This is a genomic window from Sphingobium sp. KCTC 72723 (genome assembly GCF_014280435.1).
In the GTDB taxonomy this organism is placed as follows: Bacteria; Pseudomonadota; Alphaproteobacteria; order Sphingomonadales; family Sphingomonadaceae; genus Sphingobium.
In genome coordinates, this window is record NZ_CP060388.1 from 496,988 (window position 1) to 517,415 (window position 20,428).

Here is a 20,428-nt window from a genome sequence, read left to right on the forward strand (position 1 = left end):
GGCGACCCCATGAACACGCTTGCCAAGATCGAGAGCGCCCTGCCGCTGCCCATCACCGTCGATGACGTCCTTGCCGCGCGCACCCGTATTGCAGGTGCCATCGTCAAGACGCCGACGTTGATCAGCCAGACGCTGTCGGACATGCTGGGGTGCAAAGTGTGGCTGAAATTCGAAAATCTGCAATTTACCGCCGCCTATAAAGAACGCGGCGCACTCAATCGCCTGCTGCAACTGGATGAAGCGTCCAAGGCCAAGGGCGTGATCGCCGCGTCAGCGGGCAATCATGCGCAGGGGCTGGCCTATCATGGCAAGCGGCTGGGCGTGCCGGTCACTATCGTCATGCCAATGACCACGCCGACCGTGAAGGTCACGCAGACCAAGGGTCATGGCGCGACCGTCGTGCAATATGGCGAGAAATTCGACGACGCCTATGCCCATGCCCGACTGCTGGAAGTCGAACAGGGGCTGACCTTCATTCATCCCTTTGACGATCCGCAGATCATGGCCGGGCAGGGGACGGTTGCGCTCGAAATGCTGGAAGATGCGCCGGAAATCGACACGCTGATCATCCCGATCGGTGGTGGCGGCCTGTTTTCCGGCATGGCCACGGCGGCCCGCGCGATGAAGCCCGACATCCGCCTGATCGGCGTGCAGGCGGAACTCTATCCGTCCATGTACGACTATATCAAGGGCGCGGACCTGCCGTGCGACGGCGATACGCTGGCGGAAGGGATCGCGGTCAAGCAACCGGGCGACAATACCCGTCTGGTGGTGGAACGGCTGGCCGACGACATGCTGCTGGTCACCGAACGGCGGCTGGAAGAAGCGCTCAGCCTGCTGCTCCAGATCGAAAAAACCGTGGTCGAAGGGGCGGGTGCCGCTGGCCTTGCCGCGCTGCTGACCTATCGCGAACAATTTGCCGGGCGCAATGTCGGGCTGATCCTGACCGGCGGCAATATCGACACCCGCCTGCTCGCCAACGTCCTGCTGCGCGACCTTGCCCGGTCGGGTCGCCTCGCGCGGCTGCGCATCATCTTGCAGGACCGGCCCGGCGCGCTGTTCCATGTCGCCAAAATCTTCGATCAGGAAGCAGTCAACATCCTGGAACTGGCGCATCAGCGTATCTTCACCAACCTGCCCGCCAAGGGGCTGAGCCTGGACGTGGAGTGCGAAACCCGCGATCGTGCGCACCTTCAGCGGCTTATCGCCGCGCTGGGCGAAGCGGGCTATGAAGTCGCGCCGATCGAAGTTGCCTGACGGCTGACAGGTTTCTGTTAACTTTTCGTGGTAAATGCTCTTTTCATACGCGCATGGGGTCGGCATAGTCGGCAAATGATCGACCCGCGCCGCCGACACGAAGGGGATATTGGAGCGTGACTGCACCCTTTCGTTTTCCTCGCTTCTTCGTGACGAACCCATCGCCTTGCCCCTATCTGCCGGGGCGGAGCGAGCGGAAGGTGTTCACCGAACTCAATGGCGACAATGCGGCCGAGCTTAACGATGCGCTGGGCCGCATCGGTTTTCGCCGCAGCCAGAATGTCGCCTATCGCCCCAGTTGTGCCGATTGTTCCGCCTGCGTTTCGGTGCGCGTCGTCGCCGGTGAATTTCGTCCCAACGCGACCCAGCGTAAACTGATCCGCCGCAACAGCGACCTGGTCGTGACGGCGTGCAAGCCCTGGTCGACCGAGGAGCAATATGCGCTGCTCCAGCGCTATCTGTCGGCGCGCCATCCCGGTGGCGGCATGACAGAAATGGACGAAATGGATTTCGCCGACATGGTCGAACAGACCCCGGTGGACAGTCATGTCGTGGAATATCGCGAACCCGGCGTTGACGGGCGCGTGGGTCGGCTGGTCGGTGCGTGCCTGACCGACCGGCAGGGCGACGGGCTGTCGATGATCTACAGCTTCTTCGATACCACGCTGGACCATCGTCAGGGGCTGGGCAACTTCATCATCATGGACCATATCCTGCGCGCGTCGCGGGCAGGGCTGGCCTATGTGTATCTGGGCTATTGGGTCGATGGGTCGCAGCGGATGGAATATAAGGTCCGCTATCGCCCACTTGAAAAGCTGAGCCGTACTGGCTGGGTCCGGTTCGACCCGGACGAACAGGAACAGGCCATTCGCGATGTAGCCCAACGGGACGAGCCACCCTTGCCGGTGGAACTGGCGAGCATGTTCCGCAAATAGCGGAACGTGCGGATATTCCATGCTTTTCTGTCCGCTACTGTAAATGCGACGGAAATGGTGTGATGATGGCCAAGTTGTTTAACTTTTTGCTCTAGTCATCATCTTCATGAACGGGATGAGGATGACAGGATCGGGGGCAGGCGATGGATCGCTTTGCTGATCGCCGATTTGACGACTTCCGGCTGGCGCTGGGACATAGCGTTCCTGCCGATAGTTTGTTTCGTTATCGCAACGAATTACTGTCGTCGCCTTTCTTCGACTCTATGTCTCCGTCGCTGTCGCGTTTGGTCGCTGACGGTCGGGGAAAATTGCTTGCGATGGAAGCGCAGGGCAGCGGCAAGCCCTTGCGTTTCGCGATCGATCCCATGGCGAACGGCTGGCGTGCAATGCTCGACCGGGCGGGGCGTCGTGCCGTGCTGGAAGCCGCGCGGCAGGATGCGCCCGATCCGCTGACCTTGCGCCTGACCTTTGCTGATGGCGAACGGCGTTGGTGTCTCATTCGCCTGTTGCGAGTGCAGGCGCCCGGCATCGCTACTCGTTATTATGGCACGGTGGAGGATGTTCACGACCGCCATGATGGGCAGGCCCGCGCGCTCGAAAAGGCGCTGGCCGAAAGCCGCGACCATTATCGCTGGTCGGTCGATCTCAGCCCGCAGGTTCCATGGACCGCATCGCCCGATGGCGGGATAGAGGAAGTGGGACCGCTCTGGCTGAACCTCACCGGCCTGACTCCGCAGCAGACGCTGGGTGCAGGATGGCTGACGGCGCTCCATGCCGATGACCTGGAACGGGTGATCGCGGTGTGGGCGCTGCATCTGGTCAGCGGCGCGCCGGTCGATGTCGATTATCGCATCCACTTGGCCCAGGGCGGCTATCGCTGGATGCGCGCCCGTGCCGCCGCGCGGCGCGACGCGCAAGGCGCGATCGTGCGCTGGTATGGCACGCTGGAGGATGTCCACGCGCAGAAGCTGGCGCAGCGCGCGCTGACCGACAGTGAGGAGCGCTTTCGCCTTGCGGTGCAATCGGCGCGGTTGGGCATATGGGATTTCGACGCCGTCACAGGCGCGCGCACATGGTCGCCCGAATTTCGCGCGATGCTGGGCATCGGTGCGGATCAGCCCGCGACGAACGGCCTGTCGCTGTCGCTGGTCCATGCCGACGACCGGGAAAAATTGCGGGTCATGCTGGACGCGGTGGCGACCGGCGCGGTGCCGCCCCATTTCGAAGCGACATTGCGCATCCACCGTGCCGATGACGGGGCATTGCGCTGGATCCGCAGCACGGGTTGGACCACCCGATCGGAATCGGGGCGGCCGCAGCGGATCATCGTCACTTTTCTGGACGTGACTGAGCAACGCGATGCGGAAGATCGCATCCGCTGGGCCGCGACTCATGACCCTATGACTCGGCTGCCCAACCGGGCGCTGTGGCAGGCGTCGCTGGAAGAACTGGCGACGCGATCCGGGCTGGCGGGCGAACGGTTCGGCTTGCTGCTGCTCGATATAGATGATCTCAAACGCACCAATGACTCGCTGGGCCATGATGCGGGTGACGCGCTGTTGTGCGCCTTTGCCCGGCGGCTGGCGGCGGCCGCACCGCCCGATGCCGTGCTGGGGCGTCTGGGCGGCGACGAATTCGGCCTGATCGCGCCATCGCTGACCGATCCGGCTGCGCTGGAAGCGTGCAGCGCCGCTCTTATCGAAAGCGTCCGTCTTCCCCATATCTATCAGGGCCGTTCGCTCGATTGCGGTGTCAGCATCGGCGGTGCCTTGTTCGGCACCCATGGCGAGCGGGCCGAGGATGTCCTCAAGGCCGCCGACCTTGCCCTTTATGCGTCAAAGGCCGCCGGGCGCGGTCGATTGACGCTGTTCCATTCCGATCTGCGGGCAGCGGCGCAGCAACGCAGTTCCATGCTGCACATGGCCCGGCAGGTCGTGGCCGATCATCTGGTGATGCCCTATTATCAGCCCAAGGTGGATCTGCGCACGGGCCGCGTGCTGGGGTATGAAGCGCTGCTGCGGTGGCAGCATCCCCGCCTTGGCGTGCAATTGCCCGGCACGATTGCCGCAGGCTTCGACCATGGCGAAATTGCGGTCGGCCTGACCCGGTGCATGGTGGACGCGGTGCTGGCCGATCTGCGCCGCTGGCTGCGCGCCGGGGTCGATCCGGGCCGAGTGGCGATCAACGCGAGCGCTGCCGATTTTGCCGATGGCGACTTTGCCGATCGCCTGCTGGCGCAATTGGCGCGCAGCGATATTCCGCCCGCGCATCTTGAAATCGAAGTGACAGAATCCGTGTTCCTCAGCCGTGGCGCTGGCCAGGTCGGCCGGGCGCTAGGCCATTTCGCGCAGGCCGGTGTCCGTGTCGCGCTCGACGATTTCGGCACCGGCTTTGCTTCGCTCACGCACCTCAAACAATATCCGGTGGATATATTGAAGATCGACCGCAGTTTCGTCAGCAATCTCGAACAGGATGCAGGCGACGCGGCGATCGTCGATGCCATCGTCAAGTTGGGCAGCAGCTTTGGCATGGACGTGGTGGCCGAAGGCGTGGAGACGGCGGCGCAGGCGGCGCTGCTGCTGGGGCATGGCTGCATTATCGGACAAGGTTTCCTGCTGGGCCGCCCGCAGCCCTTTGCCATGATCCGTCCACCCAAAGCCCTGTGATAGGAAAAGGGCCGCGCCGGTCGCCCGGCACGGCCCTTCCGTCATTCCATCAGTTTCATTTGCAGCGGCAGGCCTTGCGTGCCCGGCGCACCGGCTTGCGCGCGACCACCCGTTCGGTGACGTAGCTTGTCGTCGTCGTGGTCGTCATTGCAGGCTGCACCGTTATGGTGGTGACGATCGGCGCGGGGTAATAATAGCCCCCCGACACATATCCGCCGCCCTGCGTCACGACATGCGACGGCGCGCCATAACCCTGACCATAACCCTGACCATAGCCATGCCCCTGCGACCAGTGCGGCGCACCGGCATAGGGCGGCGCATCATAATCGACACCGCGTCCGCGCACTGCGCCGTTGAAACTGCCTTCGTAACTGCCGCTGGTCTGTCGGCCATCCGCCGTGGTCCAGGTGCCTTCCCAACGGCCCTCATAATCATTCTGCGTGGTGACGCCGTCATCGCCGACGCCATAGCCATAATCATAGCCTGCACCTGCGCGACGCGGCGGCGCAGCGCCCCGGCGCGGGGCATCCTCCGCCTTGTCGATCGCCATGCCAGCGATGGCACCTACCCCTGCGCCAATCAGCGTGCCGGCAGTTCGATTGCCGCGCCCGGCGATCCGGTTGCCGGCAACCCCGCCGACGACTGCGCCGATGGCTGCGCCGCCAAGGCCATTGTCGCGACGCGGCGCATCATAGCCGCCATCGGGTCCATAGCCGCCCTCATACCGGTCCCACGCCACATCGCTGCGGCTGTCATAGACCCGGCCATAACGGTCGGTCATGACCGCATCGTCATAATAGCGCGACCAGCCATAGCCGGAAGCCGGGACGGGCAGGCCATAGGTACCATAATTGCCGATATAATAGCTGGGGCTGACCCAGTAACGCGGCAGGACATAGCCATAGACCGGGCGCTGATAACCGTTCCAGCCGCCCGGCGCACGCCAGCCTGCATACCAGCGGCCATTCTGGCGCGGACCCCAGCGATTGCCGCCATTCCAACCCATGCCGGGACGGTTCGCGCCGTGGTGGGGCATTTGCATCCCCGGACGCACGCCGCCCATCCCCGGCTTCGGCCCGGACCAACCCTTGCCCATCGCGGGCATCGCCGCGCCGGTCCCGGCCAGCGCCGGGGCAGTCACTCCCGCCAACGCGATGCTGGCGCCCAGAAGGAGAAAGCCCGAAGTCCGCCCCAATATCCGCATGGTTAATGCTCCCTGTTTTCCGGCGCGCAAACAGGCGGGCGCGGATCAAAATGCTAACGCGCTGTTTAGCATGGCGATCCGCGCCTATCCACGCTTGCGGCAGTGGAATCCTGTCCCGAAACGGGTCGGAATATCGGGTAGGGCAGGGAAAGAGGGTTAACGCCTCAGCCGATCCGTGCGGCTATCGCTGCTACCAGCGCCTCCAGTCCGCGCGCATCGACCGAGTCGAAACGGGCAGGACGCGGGCTGTCGAGGTCCAGCACCGCGATCAGGCGGCCCTCGACCAGCACCGGCACCACGATTTCCGATGCGCTGGCCGCGTCGCAGGCGATGTGGCCGGGGAAAGCATGGACATCCTCCACCAGTTGCGTTTCCCGGCTTGCCGCCGCTGCACCGCATACGCCCCGGCCCATCGGGATGCGGATGCAGGCAGGCTTGCCCTGAAACGGACCCAGCACCAGCTCGTCGCCGACCAGCCTGTAAAATCCTGCCCAGTTAAGGTCGGGCAGATATTGCCAGATCAACGCCGAAAGGTTCGCCATATTGGCAACCGCATCGGGTTCGTCACGGGTCAGCGCCTCTGCGGCGGACAGCAGGTCGGCGTAGAGCGTCGCCTTGTCGGCGGCATCGGTGGGGGCAAAATCATACATGCTGTTACCTATTGCCCCGCCCGATCCCTGTCGCGGATGCCCCGAAACTCATCGCCCTCGACCCAGTTGGGCCAATCGGCGCTGGTCGCCAGATCGCGCCCGACCGCATAATAAAGTTTCAGGTCGGCCAGCACCCCGGTCCAGTCCCAATTGGGATCATATTCATCCTTGGGACCATGATAGCGGTTCTTGGTATAATCCTCCGCAGCCGCCATGCCTGCCGCCGTGCCGCCCTGCACCAGATCCTCGCCGCCCTCGAAATAGAGCATCGGCAGGCCGTGCTTGGCAAAGCTGAAATGGTCGGAGCGATAATAATAGCCCTTTTCCGGTGTCGGCTCCAGCGTGGCGACCCGGCCCTGCGCAGTCAGCGCCCGGCCCAGATAGGCGTCCAACTGCGACTTGCCCTTGCCGATCACCACGACATTCTTCGCCAGCCCCGCGACCGACAGCGCATCCATATTCACGCCGCCCACTGTTTTGGCGAACGGGAACACCGGATTATTGCCATAATAGGCCGATCCCAGCAGCCCCGATTCCTCCGCCGTCACGGCCAGAAACACCTGGCTGCGATCGGTCGGCCCGGCCTTCACATTGGCCTGCGCCAGCGCGATCAGCGCTGCCGTACCAGTGGCATTGTCGACCGCGCCGTTGCATATGTCGTCGCCATCGGGCGCAGCCTGACAGCGGCCCAGATGGTCCCAATGCGCGCTGTAGAGGACATATTCGTCAGGCCGCGTCTTGCCGGGCAGCAGCGCAACGACATTCTTCGACATATGTTTGCGCAGGTCGTTATCGAACGACACAGACGCCTTTACCCCGCTCAACGGCACTGCCTTGAAGCCCGCCTTCTTCGCCGCTGCCATCTGCGCGGTCAGGTCCAGACCCGCGCTGGCGAACAGAGCCGCCGCCTTGTCCTTCTGGATCCACCCGATTGCCTGGCTCTGCCCGGCATTGCCGTCCGCGCTGTCGGCGACATGCTGCGCCCCGGTCCAGCTCGACTGCACGACATTCCACCCATAGGCTGCAGGCACCGTGTCATGCACGATGATCGCAGCGGCAGCACCTTGCCGCGCCGCTTCCTCGAACTTATAGGTCCAGCGGCCATAATAGGTCATCGCGCGGCCATTGAACGGCCCGGTCAGCCCCTGCGTCTCATAATCGGGATCGTTGACCAGAATGACAACGGTCTTGCCCTTGACGTCGACGCCAGCATAATCATTCCACCCCTTCTCGGGCGCGTTGATGCCATAGCCCACGAACACTACCGGACTGTCTTTGATCGCGATTTTGGGCTGAGTGGTCCGATAGGTGCCGACCACCATTTCAGGACCATAGGCCGCCGCAACTGCGCCCTTGCCGCCGCTAAACGACAACGCCGACACATTCTTGGCGTTAATCTCTACCAGCGGCACGTCTTGGAACCAGCTGCCCTTGTTCCCCGGTTTCAGGCCCAGCTTGCCAAATTCGGCCGCCAGCAGCGCCATCGTCTTTTCCTCGCCGGGTGAACCGGGTGCGCGGCCTTCATAGGCGTCGGACGACAGCGTCTGCACCAACCGCTTCATCGTGTCGATGGACGGCTCGACCGCTGCGGGCGTCGATGCCGAAGCGGTGGCTGGCGGCGTATCCGCGCCGTCACTCGCACAGGCAGAAAGGGCAAGAGTGGCGGCGATCGCCAGAAGTGAACTGCGCATCAGGGCAACTCCCTCAAAATCATTGTTATACAATTGTGATGCTCCGTGATGCCACTGTGCGAGCGCAAGGGCAAGCAAGGGGATTGCGTGGCGCATTTGCTTGCCTTAGCTCGTTGAACCAACAGGCATATCAGGGGGAATGGCGCGGCATGATCCGTATCAAGAGGGCAATGATTTGCGCGGCTTTGGCGACCGGAACGGCACAGGGCGCTCTGGCGCAGCAGGCGGGAAGCTCATCTCAGCCCGATGCTCTCGCCAAAGCGTTCGGCGCGCGCGAGACGGTGATTTCCGCCAGTATATCGCCTGACGGATCGAAGATCGCGCTGATCGCAGCGGGCGCGGGACGCACGACTCGCGTCTATGTGCTGGATGCAAAAGAAGGGGCAGAACCGCTCAGCGTAGCGCTTACCAGCGGAAAGCCGGAATATCTCTATTCCTGCCACTGGGCAGCGACCGATCGCCTGGCCTGTCAGATCGGTGGCGAAGCGCGTTATGGAGATGAGGTCTACGGCTTCAGTTCGCTGCTCGCTGTCGATGCTGCGGGCGGCAATGTAAAGCAACTCAGTCAGCGGCGTGGCGAAAACGCGCTGGGCTTCGATTTTCGTGGTGGTGAAATCATCGACCTGTTGCCGGGAGAGGAGGGAGCGGTGTTGATGACGCGCTCCTACGTTCCTGAAGCCAAGATCGGCAGCCTCGTCGAAAAGCGGCTTAACGGACTGGGCGTCGACCGCATCGACACGCGCAGCGGCGCGCCCAAGCGGATCGAAACGCCCCGTCCCAACGCTTTTCACTATGTGTCCGATGGGCGCGGCAGCATCCGCGTTATGGGTAATTTCGAACGCGACCTGTCGGGCTATCAAAAAAGCCGCCTGATATTTTTGTATCGCCCGCTGGGCAAAGAAGGCTGGAGTCCTCTGTCCACCTATGACTCGGTGACTCAGGCAGGCTTCTATCCACTGGCGGTCGACCCGGAAAAGAATGTCGCTTACGGCTATGAGGAAATCGCCGGCCGCGATGCGCTCGTCTCTGTCGCGCTCGATCCGGGACTGGAGAAAAAGACACTATTTGCTCATCCGCGCGTCGATATCGGCGGACTGATCATGGTCGGCCGCAACCGGCGCGTCGTCGGTGTCAGCTATGTCGATGAACATCGCGAAGCTTATTATTTCGATCCCGCCGCCGCCGCCATGGTCACTTCTCTGGGCAAGGCTCTGGGCGGCAAGATAGTGCATATCGGCGACATGAGCGCCGATGGACTGAAGGCGCTGGTCTGGGCAGGTAGCGATACCGATCCGGGCCAATATTATCTGTTTGACAGGACCGCCAGGAAATTGTCGCCGGTCATGCCCGATCGCCCCGAACTGACCGGTCGCACGCTTGCGCCGATGAAACCAGTTCAGTATCGCGCGGGAGACGGGACGATGATTCCGGCCTACCTGACCCTGCCGGTGGACAAGGCAGACGCCAAGGGACTGCCCGCGATCGTCCTGCCCCATGGCGGCCCGGAATCGCGTGACGAATGGGGCTTCGACTGGATGGTGCAATATTATGCCGCGCGCGGATTCGCCGTCATCCAGCCGCAATTTCGCGGCTCCTATGGCTTTGGCGAATCCTGGGTTCTCAATAATGGCTTCAAATCCTGGCGCGTGGCGGTGGGCGACGTCGCTGATGCAGGCCGCTGGCTGGTGGCGCAGGGGATCGCCGATCCTGCCAGACTGACCATCGCGGGCTGGTCCTATGGTGGCTATGCCGCACTTCAGGCGCAGGCGCTCGACCCGGCGCTGTTCAAGGCGGTGGTCGCGATCGCCCCGGTCACCGATTTGGGCGACATGACCCGGCGGCAGCGGGTCTGGGCGAATTATTTCCTGCAACAGGATTATCTTGGCACTGGCAAAACGGCGGAGGATGCTTCCCCCTCCAGCCACGCCGCACAATTCCGCGCGCCTGTGTTGATGTTTCATGGCACCAACGACGGCAATGTCGATATCAGTCAGGCGCGCATCATGCAGGGAAAATTGCAAGGGGCGGGCAAGCGCAGTCGGCTGGTCGTCTATGACGGCCTTGCGCACAGCCTGAATGATAGCGATGCACGCGCCGATATGCTTCAGCAAAGCGCCGATTTCCTGCTTGCCGCGGGGAAATAGCGTCTGGCAAAAGGGGCCGACGCACAGTCCCGGTGCGTCGGCCCCTACAGCGTGCCATCATCTTTAGTGCGACCCGAAGGCTCGGCCAACTGCACCTTTCAGACGGCGCGGCCAGCGCGTAACCGTCAGGATTTTATCCGTGCAGCTTGATTGCAGTTTCGGCGATGCGGCGACCTTGGTAGCGCGCGCCATCCAGCTCCTCTTCCGACGGCTGGCGGCTGCCATCGCCATCGGCCAGCGTCGTCGCGCCATAGGGCGACCCGCCACGCACCTTGTCCACGCCCATCTGACCCTGGAAACCATAGTCCAGGCCCACGATCGTCATGCCGAAATGCAGCAGGTTAGTGATGATCGAAAATAGCGTGGTTTCCTGGCCGCCATGCTGGCTGGCGGTGGAAGTGAAAGCACCACCGACCTTGCCATTCAGCGCGCCGCGCGCCCACAGGCCACCGGCCTGATCCAGAAACGCTGCCATCTGGCTGGACATGCGGCCAAAGCGCGTGCCGGTGCCGACGATGATCGCGTCATAGTCGGCCAGTTCAGCGACGGTGGCGACCGGCGCATCCTGATCCAGCTTGAAATGGGCGTTCTTGGCGACCTCCAGCGGCGCGGTTTCCGGCACGCGCCTGATGTCCACCTGTGCGCCAGCGGCGTCAGCCCCTTCGGCGACGGCCTTAGCCATCGTTTCGATGTGGCCGTAGGATGAATAATAGAGAACCAGAACCTTAGCCATGATGTATCTCCTTACATTGAAAAGGGAAAAAATGTGCCGCCCGCGCGTGGGGAGGGGGGAGATGCGCGGGCGGCGGACCGATCCGTCCGGGGAGGGGGTGGACGGATCGGCTATAGTTATTCGCTGTCTACCAGGACGATTTCAGCGTCCTCGATCGCCGTGATGATGATCGGCTGGCCACCGATGATGGCCGCGCCATCGCGGGCTTCGAACGTCTGCCCGTCAATCTCGATCCGGCCCGTCGCCGGGACCAGATAGAGGTGCCGACCCTCGCCACTCTCATAGGTCACGCTCTCGCCCGCCCGGATCGTCCCGCCCAGCAGGCGAGCATCGGCGCGGATCCGCAGCGCTTCCTTGTCATCGTCATAGCCGCTGGCCAGCACGACCAGCTTGCCCGAACGATCGCCGCTGGGGAAAGGCTTGGCACCCCAGCTTGGCGAACCGCCCCGTGCGCGGGGAATGACCCAGATCTGGAACAGGGTGGTCGTTACGTCTTCCAGATTATATTCGGCGTGGCGGATGCCGGTGCCGGCCGACATGACCTGCACATCGCCTGCTTCCGTCCGGCCCTTGTTGCCCAGGCTGTCCTGATGCGTGATCGCGCCGGTGCGGACATAGGTGATGATTTCCATGTCGGCATGGGGGTGGGGCGGAAAGCCCGAACGCGGACCGATTTCGTCATCGTTCCACACCCGGATCGCACCCCAGTGCATCCGGTCATCGTCATGATAATCGGCGAAGGAAAAATGGTGGCGCGCGTTCAGCCAGCCATGGTTGGCATGGCCCAGCGATGCGAAGGGGCGGCGCTCGATGCGGCTCGCGGTTGTCATGTTCATCTGCTTTGCCTTTCGACTAATCGCCGGTGGTTTCCGGCTTGCTTTCCGCTAATCTAGTCATCAGGATCGTTTCCGAAACACGCAGCATTGAAACGGATTGTTTCCCTATGCGACTACCGGATTTTGAGGCCTGGGCGATGTTCGCCGCCGTGGTCGAACATCGCAGCTTCACAGATGCCGCCAAGGCGCTGAGCGTATCGAAAGCCACCGTGTCAAAGGCCGTAACCCGGCTGGAGGAGCATCTCGACACCAGCCTGTTCAACCGCACCAGCCGCCGTCTGGCCCTGACCGAAAGCGGCAAGCGACTGGCCGATCATGCCCATCGCATATTGGCAGAAGGGCAGGCGGCGGAGGAAGCGGCGCGCGATGAAACAGCCGACCTGTCGGGCGTCGTCCGGCTCGGCGCGCCGATGACCTTCGGCCTGCTGCGTGTCGCGCCGCTGGTCGCGGAATTTACCAAACTCAACCCGCTGGTCGATGTCGACCTGCATCTGTCGGACGCGCATATCGACATAGTCGACATGGGGCTGGACGCGACTATCCGCATTGCCGACATGCCCGACAGTTCGCTGCGCGCCCGACGGCTGGCGGATGTCACGATCCACACCGTCGCCTCGCCTGCCTATCTGGCGCAGCGCGGCAGGCCGCAGCACCCCTCCGACCTCGGCACGCATGATTGCATGTGCTATTCCAACGTCACTACGCCCGACATCTGGCGCTTTGCCGGACCGGGTCAGCAAAATGTCGTGGTGCAGGTCCGTTCCCGCCTGACCGTCAACAGCGGGGAAGCGATGCTCCCCGCGCTGCGGCAGGGCGTGGGAATTGCCCGTTTGCCCGATTTCATCGTGGGAGACGCGATCGCGGCGGGTGATCTGGAAGAAATATTGCTCGACTGGCGTCCGCCGCCGATGGGTCTGCATCTGGTCACCCCGCCATCGCGCCTGCGACCCGCGCGGGTCGAGGCTTTACTGGATTTTCTGACCCGCCACCACGGCTGCTAAGGCTTGTTTCGCAGGTGAATCTATCTTGACTCGCTAAGAATCGTTTCGGCCTCAACTCTTTGTAAATAGATTCGTTTTTCGACGACTCGTGGATTTCTGCGGGTTAGCGAAAAATTAACCTTTGTCCTTCAGAAGTTTTTTAGTTAATGAATTGGAGCAGTAGCCGTTCTGGTGGGGTGAACGGACCTGCGACGCAAAGGGGCTTCACATGCGCGTGCTGCTGATTGAGGATGAACCGACCACCGCCAAGGCGATTGAGCTTATGCTCACCACCGAAGGCTTCAACGTTTACACGACGGACCTTGGCGAAGAAGGCCTCGATCTGGGCAAGCTGTATGATTACGACATCATCTGCCTGGACCTGAACCTGCCCGACATGCACGGCTATGACGTGCTGAAGAAGCTGCGGGCGGCCAAGGTGCAGACCCCGGTGCTGATCCTGTCCGGCATTGCTGAAATGGATAGCAAGGTCCGCTCGTTCGGCTTTGGCGCCGACGATTATGTGACCAAGCCCTTCCATCGCGAAGAATTGATCGCGCGCATCCACGCCGTGGTCCGCCGGTCGAAAGGCCATTCGCAATCGGTCATCCGCACCGGCAAGCTGGCAGTCAACCTGGACGCCAAGACCGTGGAAGTGGATGGCAACCGCGTCCACCTGACCGGCAAGGAATATGCCATGCTGGAGCTGCTTTCGCTCCGCAAGGGTACGACGTTGACCAAGGAAATGTTCCTCAACCATCTTTATGGCGGGATGGACGAACCGGAACTCAAGATCATCGACGTGTTCATCTGCAAACTGCGCAAGAAACTGGCGCTGGCCTGCGGCGGGGACAATTATATCGAAACCGTCTGGGGCCGTGGCTATGTGCTGCGCGACCCGGAAGAAGCGCTGGAAGAACAGGCCAAAGTCGCCTGACGCTTTGCCTTACAGACGCTTGCCATTGGAAAAGGCCGATGATCCCCACGGATCGTCGGCCTTTTCCGTTACTGCCATGGAAAGCCACTCCAAACCCGGCTAGGCCCACGCCATGGACGATCTCTTTTCCGACCGCGCCATATTGCGGGACCGCACGCTTGCCCGTGCCGATGTCGAACGGTTGGCGGGGGCGGACAGCTTCGCGCATGTGATCGACTGCGACTTCAAGGATGCAGACCTGTCGGGCCTCGACATGTCACGCTGGATGTTTGATCGTTGTCAGATGCGCAGCGCCGACTTTACCGGGGCAAAGCTGGAGGCCACGCAGTGGCGCAGTTGTCGCGGTGGCTTCGCCAATTTCACCGCTGCCGACCTGTCCGAAGCGCAGATCGTTTCCTGCGATTTCAACAACAGCGCATGGCGTCGCGCGCGGCTGTCGGCGGCCCAGTTCGACCGTTGCAAGCTGACCGGCGCTGACCTGACGGATGCGGCCGCGATGGATCTGTGCTTTACCGAAACGCTGCTCATCAACGCGCGTCTGCCCGGCTTTTCCTTCCATAAGCAGATGTTGAGCGCGATTGATTTTGGGCAGGCGGACCTGCGCAAATGCGACTTTCGCGGCACGACTTTCGACGGGTGCAGCCTGCGCGATGCCAATGTCGCGGGGTGCCGCTTCGACGGGGCGGACCTGCGCGGGGCCGACCTTGGCGGCATTCGGCTGGTGGACGCAGGCCTGTTTCGCGGCGCAACCATCTCGCGCCAGCAGGCAGGGCAATTGCTGGGCGAACTGGGTTTGAACGTGCGCTGATGCCGGATATGAAAAGGCCGACGATCCTTGGTGGGGATCGCCAGCCTTTCCGTCAGGTGGCGGGACGCGCAATGGCGGGATGGAACTTGCCCGCCACGCATCGCCCCAACGGGTCAATCGTCCACCCGACCGGGGGCAGCGGACTCGCTCGAACCTTGGGCTGATCCACTCCCCGAAATCTGGCCGCTGGCGTCGATAGACGCTGCCCCGCGTGCCGTATCGCTGACCCGGCCTGCGGCATTGCCTGCTGCCGACCGAGCCTGATCTGCCGCCATCGCTGCCCGATCACGGGTGGAGGCGACGGCGCCTGCCGCCCGGTCGCGCGCTGCGCCTGCGGTCGCTGTGGCCCGATCCCGCGCTGCGCCTGCGGTGCTGCTGGCCGTGTCCCGTGCGCCGCCAACGGCGTTGCGAGCGTCGCTGGTGCCGATCGTATCGACGTTCAGCCCGCCGCCTGCCGATCCGCTGGCCGAACCCGATGCGTTGCCGCTGCGGGTGCGTCCGTTGCGCGTGGTGGAACCGCTGGCCGATCCATCGGCGCGACCATTGCCCGAACCGCTGGCACCAACCCGGCCATTGTCGAGATCGACGCTGCGATCGAGGCCAAGGCCACCGCTGCCCGATCCGCCCAGTGCGTTGTCAAGGCTTGCGCCGCCAAGGCTACCCCCGCCGCCGCCCAACGTGCCGCCCAACATCCCGCCACCACTGCCACCGCCCAGCAATTGGGCCGAAGCGGGAATGCTCACCATGGCGGTCATGCAGGCCGCTGCGATCATGAAACTGGTCTTCATCGCTCATCTCCTTGTCGATGCTATGCAGGGACAACGGGAGCGGCGCGGGCTTTAATCCCGGCAAACCCGGAAAAATTCCTAAATAATTGAAAATCAATCCATATTTCTGCACGTCGCACAGATGACTCCGCCGCCAAAGCCGCGTCCCTTGCCTGCCGCCGCCTCTGTCCGCAGCCCGTCGACTGACCCGCGCAGCAACAGTCGCCCAGCCACCAGCGGCGCTGCAAAGCTGGTCCCGCGCACTGCGCCCTTGCCGCCATTGCCCTGCGCTGCGTTCATGTCCGCACCCGGCGCGGCAAAATCGACATGCGCCGCGCGCCCCGCTTCCGGCAGCAACCGCCCACGCCCGTCGATCCCGGTCACGGCGACCACCCCGGTATAGGAGGCAGGGTAGGCGGGCGGCGCGGCCGGGCCGTCATTGCCGACCGCCGCCACCACCATCACGCCCTTGTCGCGGGCAAGCCGGATAGCCCCCGCCAGCAACGGATTGTCCGGCCCGACCAGGCTGACCGTCACCACCCGAACCCCGCGCGCCGCCATCCACCCCAGCGCGCGCACAATGGCAAATGCCCCGCCGCCCGCCGGATCGTCGCCATAGACATCGGCCACCAGCAACGGCGCGCCCGGTGCCGCGCCCCTCACATTCCCGTTTCCACTGATGAGGGAGGCGACCGCCGTGCCATGGGCGCTGGCCCGTGGCGCACCGCGCGCAAAGCCACGCTGTTCTATCGGGCCGGACAGCGCCGGATGCCGCGCCACGCCGCCGTCGATCAGTCCCGCTATCCGTCCGCTGACCGCGCCGCCGCCCGCCAACGCGCTTCCCGCCATCGCCGGAGCTGCGCCACCGGGGAAATAGAGATTGTCCGCACTTGCCTGCGCACCCGGCGCGATCCGCCGCACATCCCTCAACGCGCGCGGCAGGCTGCGCCCCTGCGGCACGCGCAATCGCGCGACCGACAGCTCCAGCCCTTCCACTGCCTCGCTCTCCACGCCAAACCCGGCCGCACGCAACGCATCCAGCGCCCCGGCATCCGCTCCGGTCAACAGGATGACGCCCCGCCGCGCAGGCTCCCGCCGCTCATCCAGTTCGATGGTATCGCGATTGCCGCGCAGCAACGCTACGATCCGCTCGGTTCGCGCCGCCGCCAGTCGCTGCCCTAGCCGCGCGGGCGACAGCCGGTCCAGCCCGACACCGTCCACCCTACCGTCCACCCGGTCCAACAGGCCTGGCACCACCTGACCGATCGGCCCGCCGCCGCCGATCAGTTGCGCCGATGCGTGCGGCGTGACCAGCAGCAGCCCTGCCGTCATCCATGCTGCTGTCCATTTCATCTCGATTGCTCCGCTTCCTGTCGCATCATAAGGGGCCATGACGGAAAAAATATCCTCCTGCATGGATGAAACGACGATGCCCCGGCGTTTCATTCCCATAGCGAGAAATTGGGGAACCGGGATTTTTGGAGGCGCAATGTCGTTCGAGCATGACTTGCTGGCGATTCTGCCACGGCTGCGGCGCTTCGCCGCCAGCCTGTCGCGGAATCGCGTCGATGGCGACGACCTGTGCCAGGCGGCGCTCGAACGTGCGCTCAAATCGCGCGACCAGTGGCAGCCCGGCACCCGCCTCGACAGCTGGATATATCGGATCATGCGCAATCTTTGGATAGATCAGGCCCGCGCCCGCCAACGCGCCGCGCGCACCTTCGCGTCGGAGGAAGCGGGTATGAATATCGGCCATGCGGGCGACCGCGACGTGGAAAGTCATGTCATGCTGTCGGACGTGGAGCGCGCGATGCAGGCACTTCCCCCCGAACAGCGCGAAGCTATCGCCCTCGTCGCGGTGGAGGGGCTTTCCTACAAGGATGCCGCCGCCGTGCTGGGGGTGCCGATCGGCACGCTGACATCGCGGCTGGTGCGCGGGCGCGGGGCGCTGATCGAATTGATGGGGGAAGCGGCATGACCGATATCGACGAAGCGATGCTGATCGCGCTGGTCGACGGCGAACTGGATGAAGTGACGCGCCGCCGAGTGGAACGCGCCGTGGCGGATGATCCCGCGCTGGCCGCGCGCCTCACCGCCCATCGGCAATTGCGCGAACGCTTGTCTGGCCATTACGCCCCGATCGCACAGGAACCCGTGCCGTCCGCCATGCGCATGTTGCTGGATGAAGGCGCGGTGGTCACGCCCATCGCTCGCCCGGCGGCGCGCTGGCGCGGTTGGGCGATGGGCGGGGCGATTGCCGCCAGCCTCGCTCTGGGCCTCAGCCTTGGCCGCCTGACAGGCGAGCAAACCGGCCCTATCGCCCTCAACGATGGCGTCATGGTGGCGCAGGGCGCGTTGGCGCAAGCCCTCGAAACCCAACTCGCTTCTGCGCCCGGCGATGCCGCCGTGCGCATCGGCCTGACCTTCCGGCGCAAAGGTGGCGGTTGGTGTCGCAGCTTCGACGGCGCGGTGGCAGGCGTCGCCTGCCGCGAACGGCAGGGCTGGCAGGTGCAGCAGGCGCTGCCCGGCGCAGGGCAGGGGCAGGGCGGGGCGACGTACCGTCAGGCATCCTCGTCCGACGCGCGCGTCATGGCGACCATAGACGCGCTGGCCGACGGCGCGCCCGTGGACGCGGCGGGCGAAATTAGGGCAAGGCAATCGGACTGGCGTTGACCCCGCCGGGCAGGTCCACTCGCGCAATGTCCCGCGACGGCATGTCCTGCTGCGATACGCCCCGGCTCGCAGAACTGGCGAGCGCGATCACGCCGACGCCTGCCTGCGTGATTTTCAGGTTCGTTCCCGCCAGCAACCGCTGCAAGGCATCCTGCGTCGATAACCAGCCGAGAATCCGTCGGCTGCGGATCGGCGCGACTTCATCGAAGGGGAACAGGATACGCACCCCCGATTGCGCCGACAATTTACGCAACGCGCTGCTGAGCGACTGGACGTGAATGTCGAACTTGTGCCGTTGGGTCAGGGCGATGTCCTGCCGCTCCGCCGCCATCGCGGGCAGGGCAGGCATCAGGCAGGCTGCCAGGCAAAGGGCGATCAGGGTCGGGACCGCACGCATGAAACATTCCTTCGGATGGCGGCATTATGTACCGCTTCACCCACCGAAACGAAGCAGGAACGCTAATCCGCCAGTCGTTACAGGCGGGGCAACGTGACCCCTTGTTGCCCCATATATTTGCCCGCCCGGTCGGCATAGCTGACCTCGCACGGTTCATTGCCTTGCAGGAACAGGAACTGGCACGCGCCCTCATTGGCGTAGATTTTGGCGGGCAGCGGCGTGGTGTTGGAAAATTCCAGCGTCACATGCCCTTCCCAACCCGGCTCCAGCGGCGTGACGTTCACGATGATGCCGCACCGCGCATAAGTGGATTTGCCAAGGCAGATGACCAGCACGTCGCGCGGCACCCGGAAATATTCCACCGTGCGGGCGAGTGCGAAGCTGTTGGGCGGGATGATGCAGCAGTCGGTCTTGCGGTCGACGAAGCTGTTGGTGTCGAAATTCTTGGGATCGACGATGGTGCTGTCGATATTGGTGAAAATCTTGAACTCGTCCGCCACCCGTGCGTCATAGCCATAGGAGGACAGGCCATAACTGATGCACCCGTCGCGCCGTTGGCTCTCCACGAACGGCTCGATCATGCCGTTGGTCAGCGCCTGTTCGCGAATCCATTTGTCCGATTGTATCGCCATGGCTGGTTCAGCTATTCCTGATGGGGGTGATGCCCAGGTCTGCGGGACCGAAGGCATGGGGCAAAAGATCGGCGACCCGATATTGTGTGATGCGGCTGCCCGAAGGTGTCGCGCAATAGATGGCCAGCACGCGCCCCGCCATCTGCTCGGCCTCGTTCATGACCTGACGGCACCGCCCGCATGGCGTCACCAGCGCTTCATCGCTTGCGTCCATCGCGCCGCCCACGACAGCGACAGAGACAATGTCGGCAAAGCGTCCCTGCGCGTTGACGGTCGCCAGCGCCACCGTTTCCGCGCATAGCGACAGGCCGTAACTGGCATTTTCGAAATTGCACCCGGTCACGATGCTGCCGTCGGTCAGGCGCACCGCCGCCCCTACGGCAAAGCGGCTATAGGGCGCATGGGCGTTGGCCATCGCCCCGCGCGCGGATGCGATCAATATGTCCACGTCGCTGTCGCGTTCGTTCGTCATGGCGCCACCACATCCCATCTCACCGGCCCGTCGACCCCGTCGATATGCCGCATGTCGCTGGCTGTCCACATCACCCACGGCCTGGTCGCATAATCGGGGGGAAAGAAATTGCCGTCCAGCCACAATGTCCGGTTGATCCCCGATCCGACATCATATTGTGCGTCGAAATCGGGCGTGACGTTCAGCAGCACCGTCTTGCCCGCATGGCTTTCGATCAGGTTGATCAGCGTGTTGAGTTCCGACAGCATCTGGTCGCGCCCCGGTCGCACGACGCATGTCCCATCGAACGCCAGCCGGATGACCGGGGGCAGCGCAGCATTGTCGCGCGGCACCGTGGTCATGAACCGGGTCGCCTGTTCGGTCGCGCGGCGGCACGGGTTGAACTCCAGCATCGCGCCATAACGCATCCCTGCGGCCCGCACCCCGCGCCAGTTGGCGGCAAAGGCACGGTCACGCAATTCCGCGCCCCGCGCCGCGCGAATATAGGCAAAGTCGGCCCCCTGCGCCGCCAGCGTTCCCCAATCGATCGCGCCATCGTCCGCGCTGATCGTCACCCCCTGCACCGGATATTGGTCGCGCGCAGGCGCCCAGTTGCGCGCATAGACCAACGCCGCCACGCCCAGCATCGCCAGCACGGCCACCACCA

General features: G+C 63.7%; 20 protein-coding genes. 9 read left to right on the plus strand and 11 right to left on the minus strand.

Annotation, left to right across the window (positions count from 1 at the left end; genetic code table 11):
• Positions 1 to 9: 9 nt before the first annotated feature.
• The 3 genes from SPBM01_RS02635 to SPBM01_RS02645 all read left to right on the plus strand — a co-directional run bounded on the left by SPBM01_RS02635 (position 10) and on the right by SPBM01_RS02645 (position 4,858).
• A complete protein-coding gene (locus SPBM01_RS02635; RefSeq protein ID WP_188063885.1) occupies positions 10 to 1,257 on the plus strand; it encodes a threonine ammonia-lyase in 1,248 nt (415 codons plus the stop codon).
• Positions 1,258 to 1,373: 116 nt separating this feature from the next.
• Positions 1,374 to 2,192, plus strand: a complete 819-nt coding sequence (locus SPBM01_RS02640) for an arginyltransferase (protein WP_188063886.1) — start codon at positions 1,374 to 1,376, stop codon at positions 2,190 to 2,192.
• A 143-nt stretch (positions 2,193 to 2,335) separates the two neighbouring features.
• The gene (locus tag SPBM01_RS02645) at positions 2,336 to 4,858 is read left to right on the plus strand and encodes a putative bifunctional diguanylate cyclase/phosphodiesterase (protein ID WP_188063887.1); all 2,523 of its coding nucleotides are present in this window, start codon (positions 2,336 to 2,338) and stop codon (positions 4,856 to 4,858) included.
• Between the two features lie 55 nt (positions 4,859 to 4,913).
• On the opposite strand, the gene SPBM01_RS02650 is transcribed toward SPBM01_RS02645, so the two are convergent.
• From SPBM01_RS02650 to SPBM01_RS02660, 3 genes are all read right to left on the minus strand, one after another.
• Positions 4,914 to 6,062, minus strand: a complete 1,149-nt coding sequence (locus tag SPBM01_RS02650; protein WP_188063888.1) for an RcnB family protein — start codon at positions 6,060 to 6,062, stop codon at positions 4,914 to 4,916.
• Positions 6,063 to 6,226: 164 nt separating this feature from the next.
• Positions 6,227 to 6,712 (minus strand): GAF domain-containing protein, encoded by a 486-nt coding sequence (locus SPBM01_RS02655; RefSeq protein WP_188063889.1) that lies wholly within the window; start codon positions 6,710 to 6,712, stop codon positions 6,227 to 6,229.
• Positions 6,713 to 6,720: 8 nt separating this feature from the next.
• Complete coding sequence (locus SPBM01_RS02660) at positions 6,721 to 8,403, minus strand: M28 family peptidase (protein ID WP_188063890.1); 1,683 nt, start codon at positions 8,401 to 8,403, stop codon at positions 6,721 to 6,723.
• Between the two features lie 149 nt (positions 8,404 to 8,552).
• Between SPBM01_RS02660 and SPBM01_RS02665 the strand changes: the two genes are divergently transcribed.
• Positions 8,553 to 10,547 (plus strand): alpha/beta hydrolase family protein, encoded by a 1,995-nt coding sequence (locus SPBM01_RS02665; RefSeq protein WP_262504306.1) that lies wholly within the window; start codon positions 8,553 to 8,555, stop codon positions 10,545 to 10,547.
• 133 nt (positions 10,548 to 10,680) lie between these two features.
• Here SPBM01_RS02665 and wrbA read toward each other — a convergent pair whose 3' ends face one another.
• Both wrbA and SPBM01_RS02675 read right to left on the minus strand, forming a co-directional pair.
• On the minus strand, positions 10,681 to 11,280 hold the full coding sequence (wrbA, locus tag SPBM01_RS02670; protein ID WP_188063891.1) for an NAD(P)H:quinone oxidoreductase: 600 nt from the start codon (positions 11,278 to 11,280) through the stop codon (positions 10,681 to 10,683).
• 116 nt (positions 11,281 to 11,396) lie between these two features.
• Complete coding sequence (locus SPBM01_RS02675; RefSeq protein ID WP_188063892.1) at positions 11,397 to 12,116, minus strand: pirin family protein; 720 nt, start codon at positions 12,114 to 12,116, stop codon at positions 11,397 to 11,399.
• Between the two features lie 107 nt (positions 12,117 to 12,223).
• Between SPBM01_RS02675 and SPBM01_RS02680 the strand changes: the two genes are divergently transcribed.
• The 3 genes from SPBM01_RS02680 (at position 12,224) to SPBM01_RS02690 (ending at position 14,841) form a co-directional block, all read left to right on the plus strand.
• A complete protein-coding gene (locus SPBM01_RS02680; RefSeq protein ID WP_188063893.1) occupies positions 12,224 to 13,117 on the plus strand; it encodes a LysR family transcriptional regulator in 894 nt (297 codons plus the stop codon).
• A 208-nt stretch (positions 13,118 to 13,325) separates the two neighbouring features.
• A complete protein-coding gene (gene ctrA / locus SPBM01_RS02685; RefSeq protein ID WP_188063894.1) occupies positions 13,326 to 14,033 on the plus strand; it encodes a response regulator transcription factor CtrA in 708 nt (235 codons plus the stop codon).
• Between the two features lie 112 nt (positions 14,034 to 14,145).
• A complete protein-coding gene (locus SPBM01_RS02690; RefSeq protein ID WP_188063895.1) occupies positions 14,146 to 14,841 on the plus strand; it encodes a pentapeptide repeat-containing protein in 696 nt (231 codons plus the stop codon).
• 113 nt (positions 14,842 to 14,954) lie between these two features.
• Here the strand turns inward: SPBM01_RS02690 and SPBM01_RS02695 are convergent, their stop codons facing one another.
• Together SPBM01_RS02695 and SPBM01_RS02700 are read right to left on the minus strand one after the other, a co-directional pair.
• On the minus strand, positions 14,955 to 15,629 hold the full coding sequence (locus SPBM01_RS02695; RefSeq protein ID WP_188063896.1) for a hypothetical protein: 675 nt from the start codon (positions 15,627 to 15,629) through the stop codon (positions 14,955 to 14,957).
• Between the two features lie 93 nt (positions 15,630 to 15,722).
• Positions 15,723 to 17,000: a S8 family serine peptidase gene (locus tag SPBM01_RS02700; RefSeq protein WP_188065519.1), complete on the minus strand. Its 1,278-nt coding sequence runs from the start codon at positions 16,998 to 17,000 to the stop codon at positions 15,723 to 15,725.
• Positions 17,001 to 17,097: 97 nt separating this feature from the next.
• On the opposite strand from SPBM01_RS02700, the gene SPBM01_RS02705 reads away from it, so the two are divergent.
• Positions 17,098 to 17,586: an RNA polymerase sigma factor gene (locus tag SPBM01_RS02705; protein ID WP_188063897.1), complete on the plus strand. Its 489-nt coding sequence runs from the start codon at positions 17,098 to 17,100 to the stop codon at positions 17,584 to 17,586.
• Positions 17,583 to 18,281, plus strand: coding sequence for an anti-sigma factor family protein (locus SPBM01_RS02710; protein ID WP_188063898.1), 699 nt, complete (start codon positions 17,583 to 17,585; stop codon positions 18,279 to 18,281). The genes SPBM01_RS02705 and SPBM01_RS02710 overlap by 4 nt, the downstream gene beginning before the upstream one ends.
• Here SPBM01_RS02710 and SPBM01_RS21835 read toward each other — a convergent pair.
• The 4 genes from SPBM01_RS21835 to SPBM01_RS02730 all read right to left on the minus strand — a co-directional run bounded on the left by SPBM01_RS21835 (position 18,253) and on the right by SPBM01_RS02730 (position 20,408).
• Positions 18,253 to 18,678, minus strand: coding sequence for an STN domain-containing protein (locus tag SPBM01_RS21835; protein ID WP_262504308.1), 426 nt, complete (start codon positions 18,676 to 18,678; stop codon positions 18,253 to 18,255). The genes SPBM01_RS02710 and SPBM01_RS21835 overlap by 29 nt on opposite strands.
• A 77-nt stretch (positions 18,679 to 18,755) precedes the next feature.
• Positions 18,756 to 19,310, minus strand: a complete 555-nt coding sequence (gene dcd / locus SPBM01_RS02720; RefSeq protein ID WP_188063899.1) for a dCTP deaminase — start codon at positions 19,308 to 19,310, stop codon at positions 18,756 to 18,758.
• A gap of 7 nt (positions 19,311 to 19,317) precedes the next feature.
• Positions 19,318 to 19,782 (minus strand): cytidine deaminase, encoded by a 465-nt coding sequence (locus SPBM01_RS02725; protein ID WP_188063900.1) that lies wholly within the window; start codon positions 19,780 to 19,782, stop codon positions 19,318 to 19,320.
• Positions 19,779 to 20,408: a GH25 family lysozyme gene (locus tag SPBM01_RS02730; protein WP_410483041.1), complete on the minus strand. Its 630-nt coding sequence runs from the start codon at positions 20,406 to 20,408 to the stop codon at positions 19,779 to 19,781. The genes SPBM01_RS02725 and SPBM01_RS02730 overlap by 4 nt, the downstream gene beginning before the upstream one ends.
• Between the last annotated feature and the right edge of the window lie 20 nt (positions 20,409 to 20,428).

Coding starts and splice junctions, on each gene's coding strand:
- SPBM01_RS02695 (WP_188063896.1), bottom strand. CDS start 15,629: ATGAAGACCAGTTTCATGATCGCAGCGGCCTGCATGACCGCCATGGTG.
- SPBM01_RS02700 (WP_188065519.1), bottom strand. CDS start 17,000: ATGGCCCCTTATGATGCGACAGGAAGCGGAGCAATCGAGATGAAATGG.
- SPBM01_RS02665 (WP_262504306.1), top strand. CDS start 8,553: ATGATCCGTATCAAGAGGGCAATGATTTGCGCGGCTTTGGCGACCGGA.
- dcd (WP_188063899.1), bottom strand. CDS start 19,310: ATGGCGATACAATCGGACAAATGGATTCGCGAACAGGCGCTGACCAAC.
- SPBM01_RS02645 (WP_188063887.1), top strand. CDS start 2,336: ATGGATCGCTTTGCTGATCGCCGATTTGACGACTTCCGGCTGGCGCTG.
- SPBM01_RS02675 (WP_188063892.1), bottom strand. CDS start 12,116: ATGAACATGACAACCGCGAGCCGCATCGAGCGCCGCCCCTTCGCATCG.
- SPBM01_RS02725 (WP_188063900.1), bottom strand. CDS start 19,782: ATGACGAACGAACGCGACAGCGACGTGGACATATTGATCGCATCCGCG.
- SPBM01_RS02690 (WP_188063895.1), top strand. CDS start 14,146: ATGGACGATCTCTTTTCCGACCGCGCCATATTGCGGGACCGCACGCTT.
- SPBM01_RS02635 (WP_188063885.1), top strand. CDS start 10: ATGAACACGCTTGCCAAGATCGAGAGCGCCCTGCCGCTGCCCATCACC.
- SPBM01_RS21835 (WP_262504308.1), bottom strand. CDS start 18,678: ATGCGTGCGGTCCCGACCCTGATCGCCCTTTGCCTGGCAGCCTGCCTG.
- wrbA (WP_188063891.1), bottom strand. CDS start 11,280: ATGGCTAAGGTTCTGGTTCTCTATTATTCATCCTACGGCCACATCGAA.
- SPBM01_RS02660 (WP_188063890.1), bottom strand. CDS start 8,403: ATGCGCAGTTCACTTCTGGCGATCGCCGCCACTCTTGCCCTTTCTGCC.
- SPBM01_RS02650 (WP_188063888.1), bottom strand. CDS start 6,062: ATGCGGATATTGGGGCGGACTTCGGGCTTTCTCCTTCTGGGCGCCAGC.
- ctrA (WP_188063894.1), top strand. CDS start 13,326: ATGCGCGTGCTGCTGATTGAGGATGAACCGACCACCGCCAAGGCGATT.
- SPBM01_RS02710 (WP_188063898.1), top strand. CDS start 17,583: ATGACCGATATCGACGAAGCGATGCTGATCGCGCTGGTCGACGGCGAA.
- SPBM01_RS02655 (WP_188063889.1), bottom strand. CDS start 6,712: ATGTATGATTTTGCCCCCACCGATGCCGCCGACAAGGCGACGCTCTAC.
- SPBM01_RS02730 (WP_410483041.1), bottom strand. CDS start 20,408: ATGCTGGGCGTGGCGGCGTTGGTCTATGCGCGCAACTGGGCGCCTGCG.
- SPBM01_RS02680 (WP_188063893.1), top strand. CDS start 12,224: ATGCGACTACCGGATTTTGAGGCCTGGGCGATGTTCGCCGCCGTGGTC.
- SPBM01_RS02705 (WP_188063897.1), top strand. CDS start 17,098: ATGTCGTTCGAGCATGACTTGCTGGCGATTCTGCCACGGCTGCGGCGC.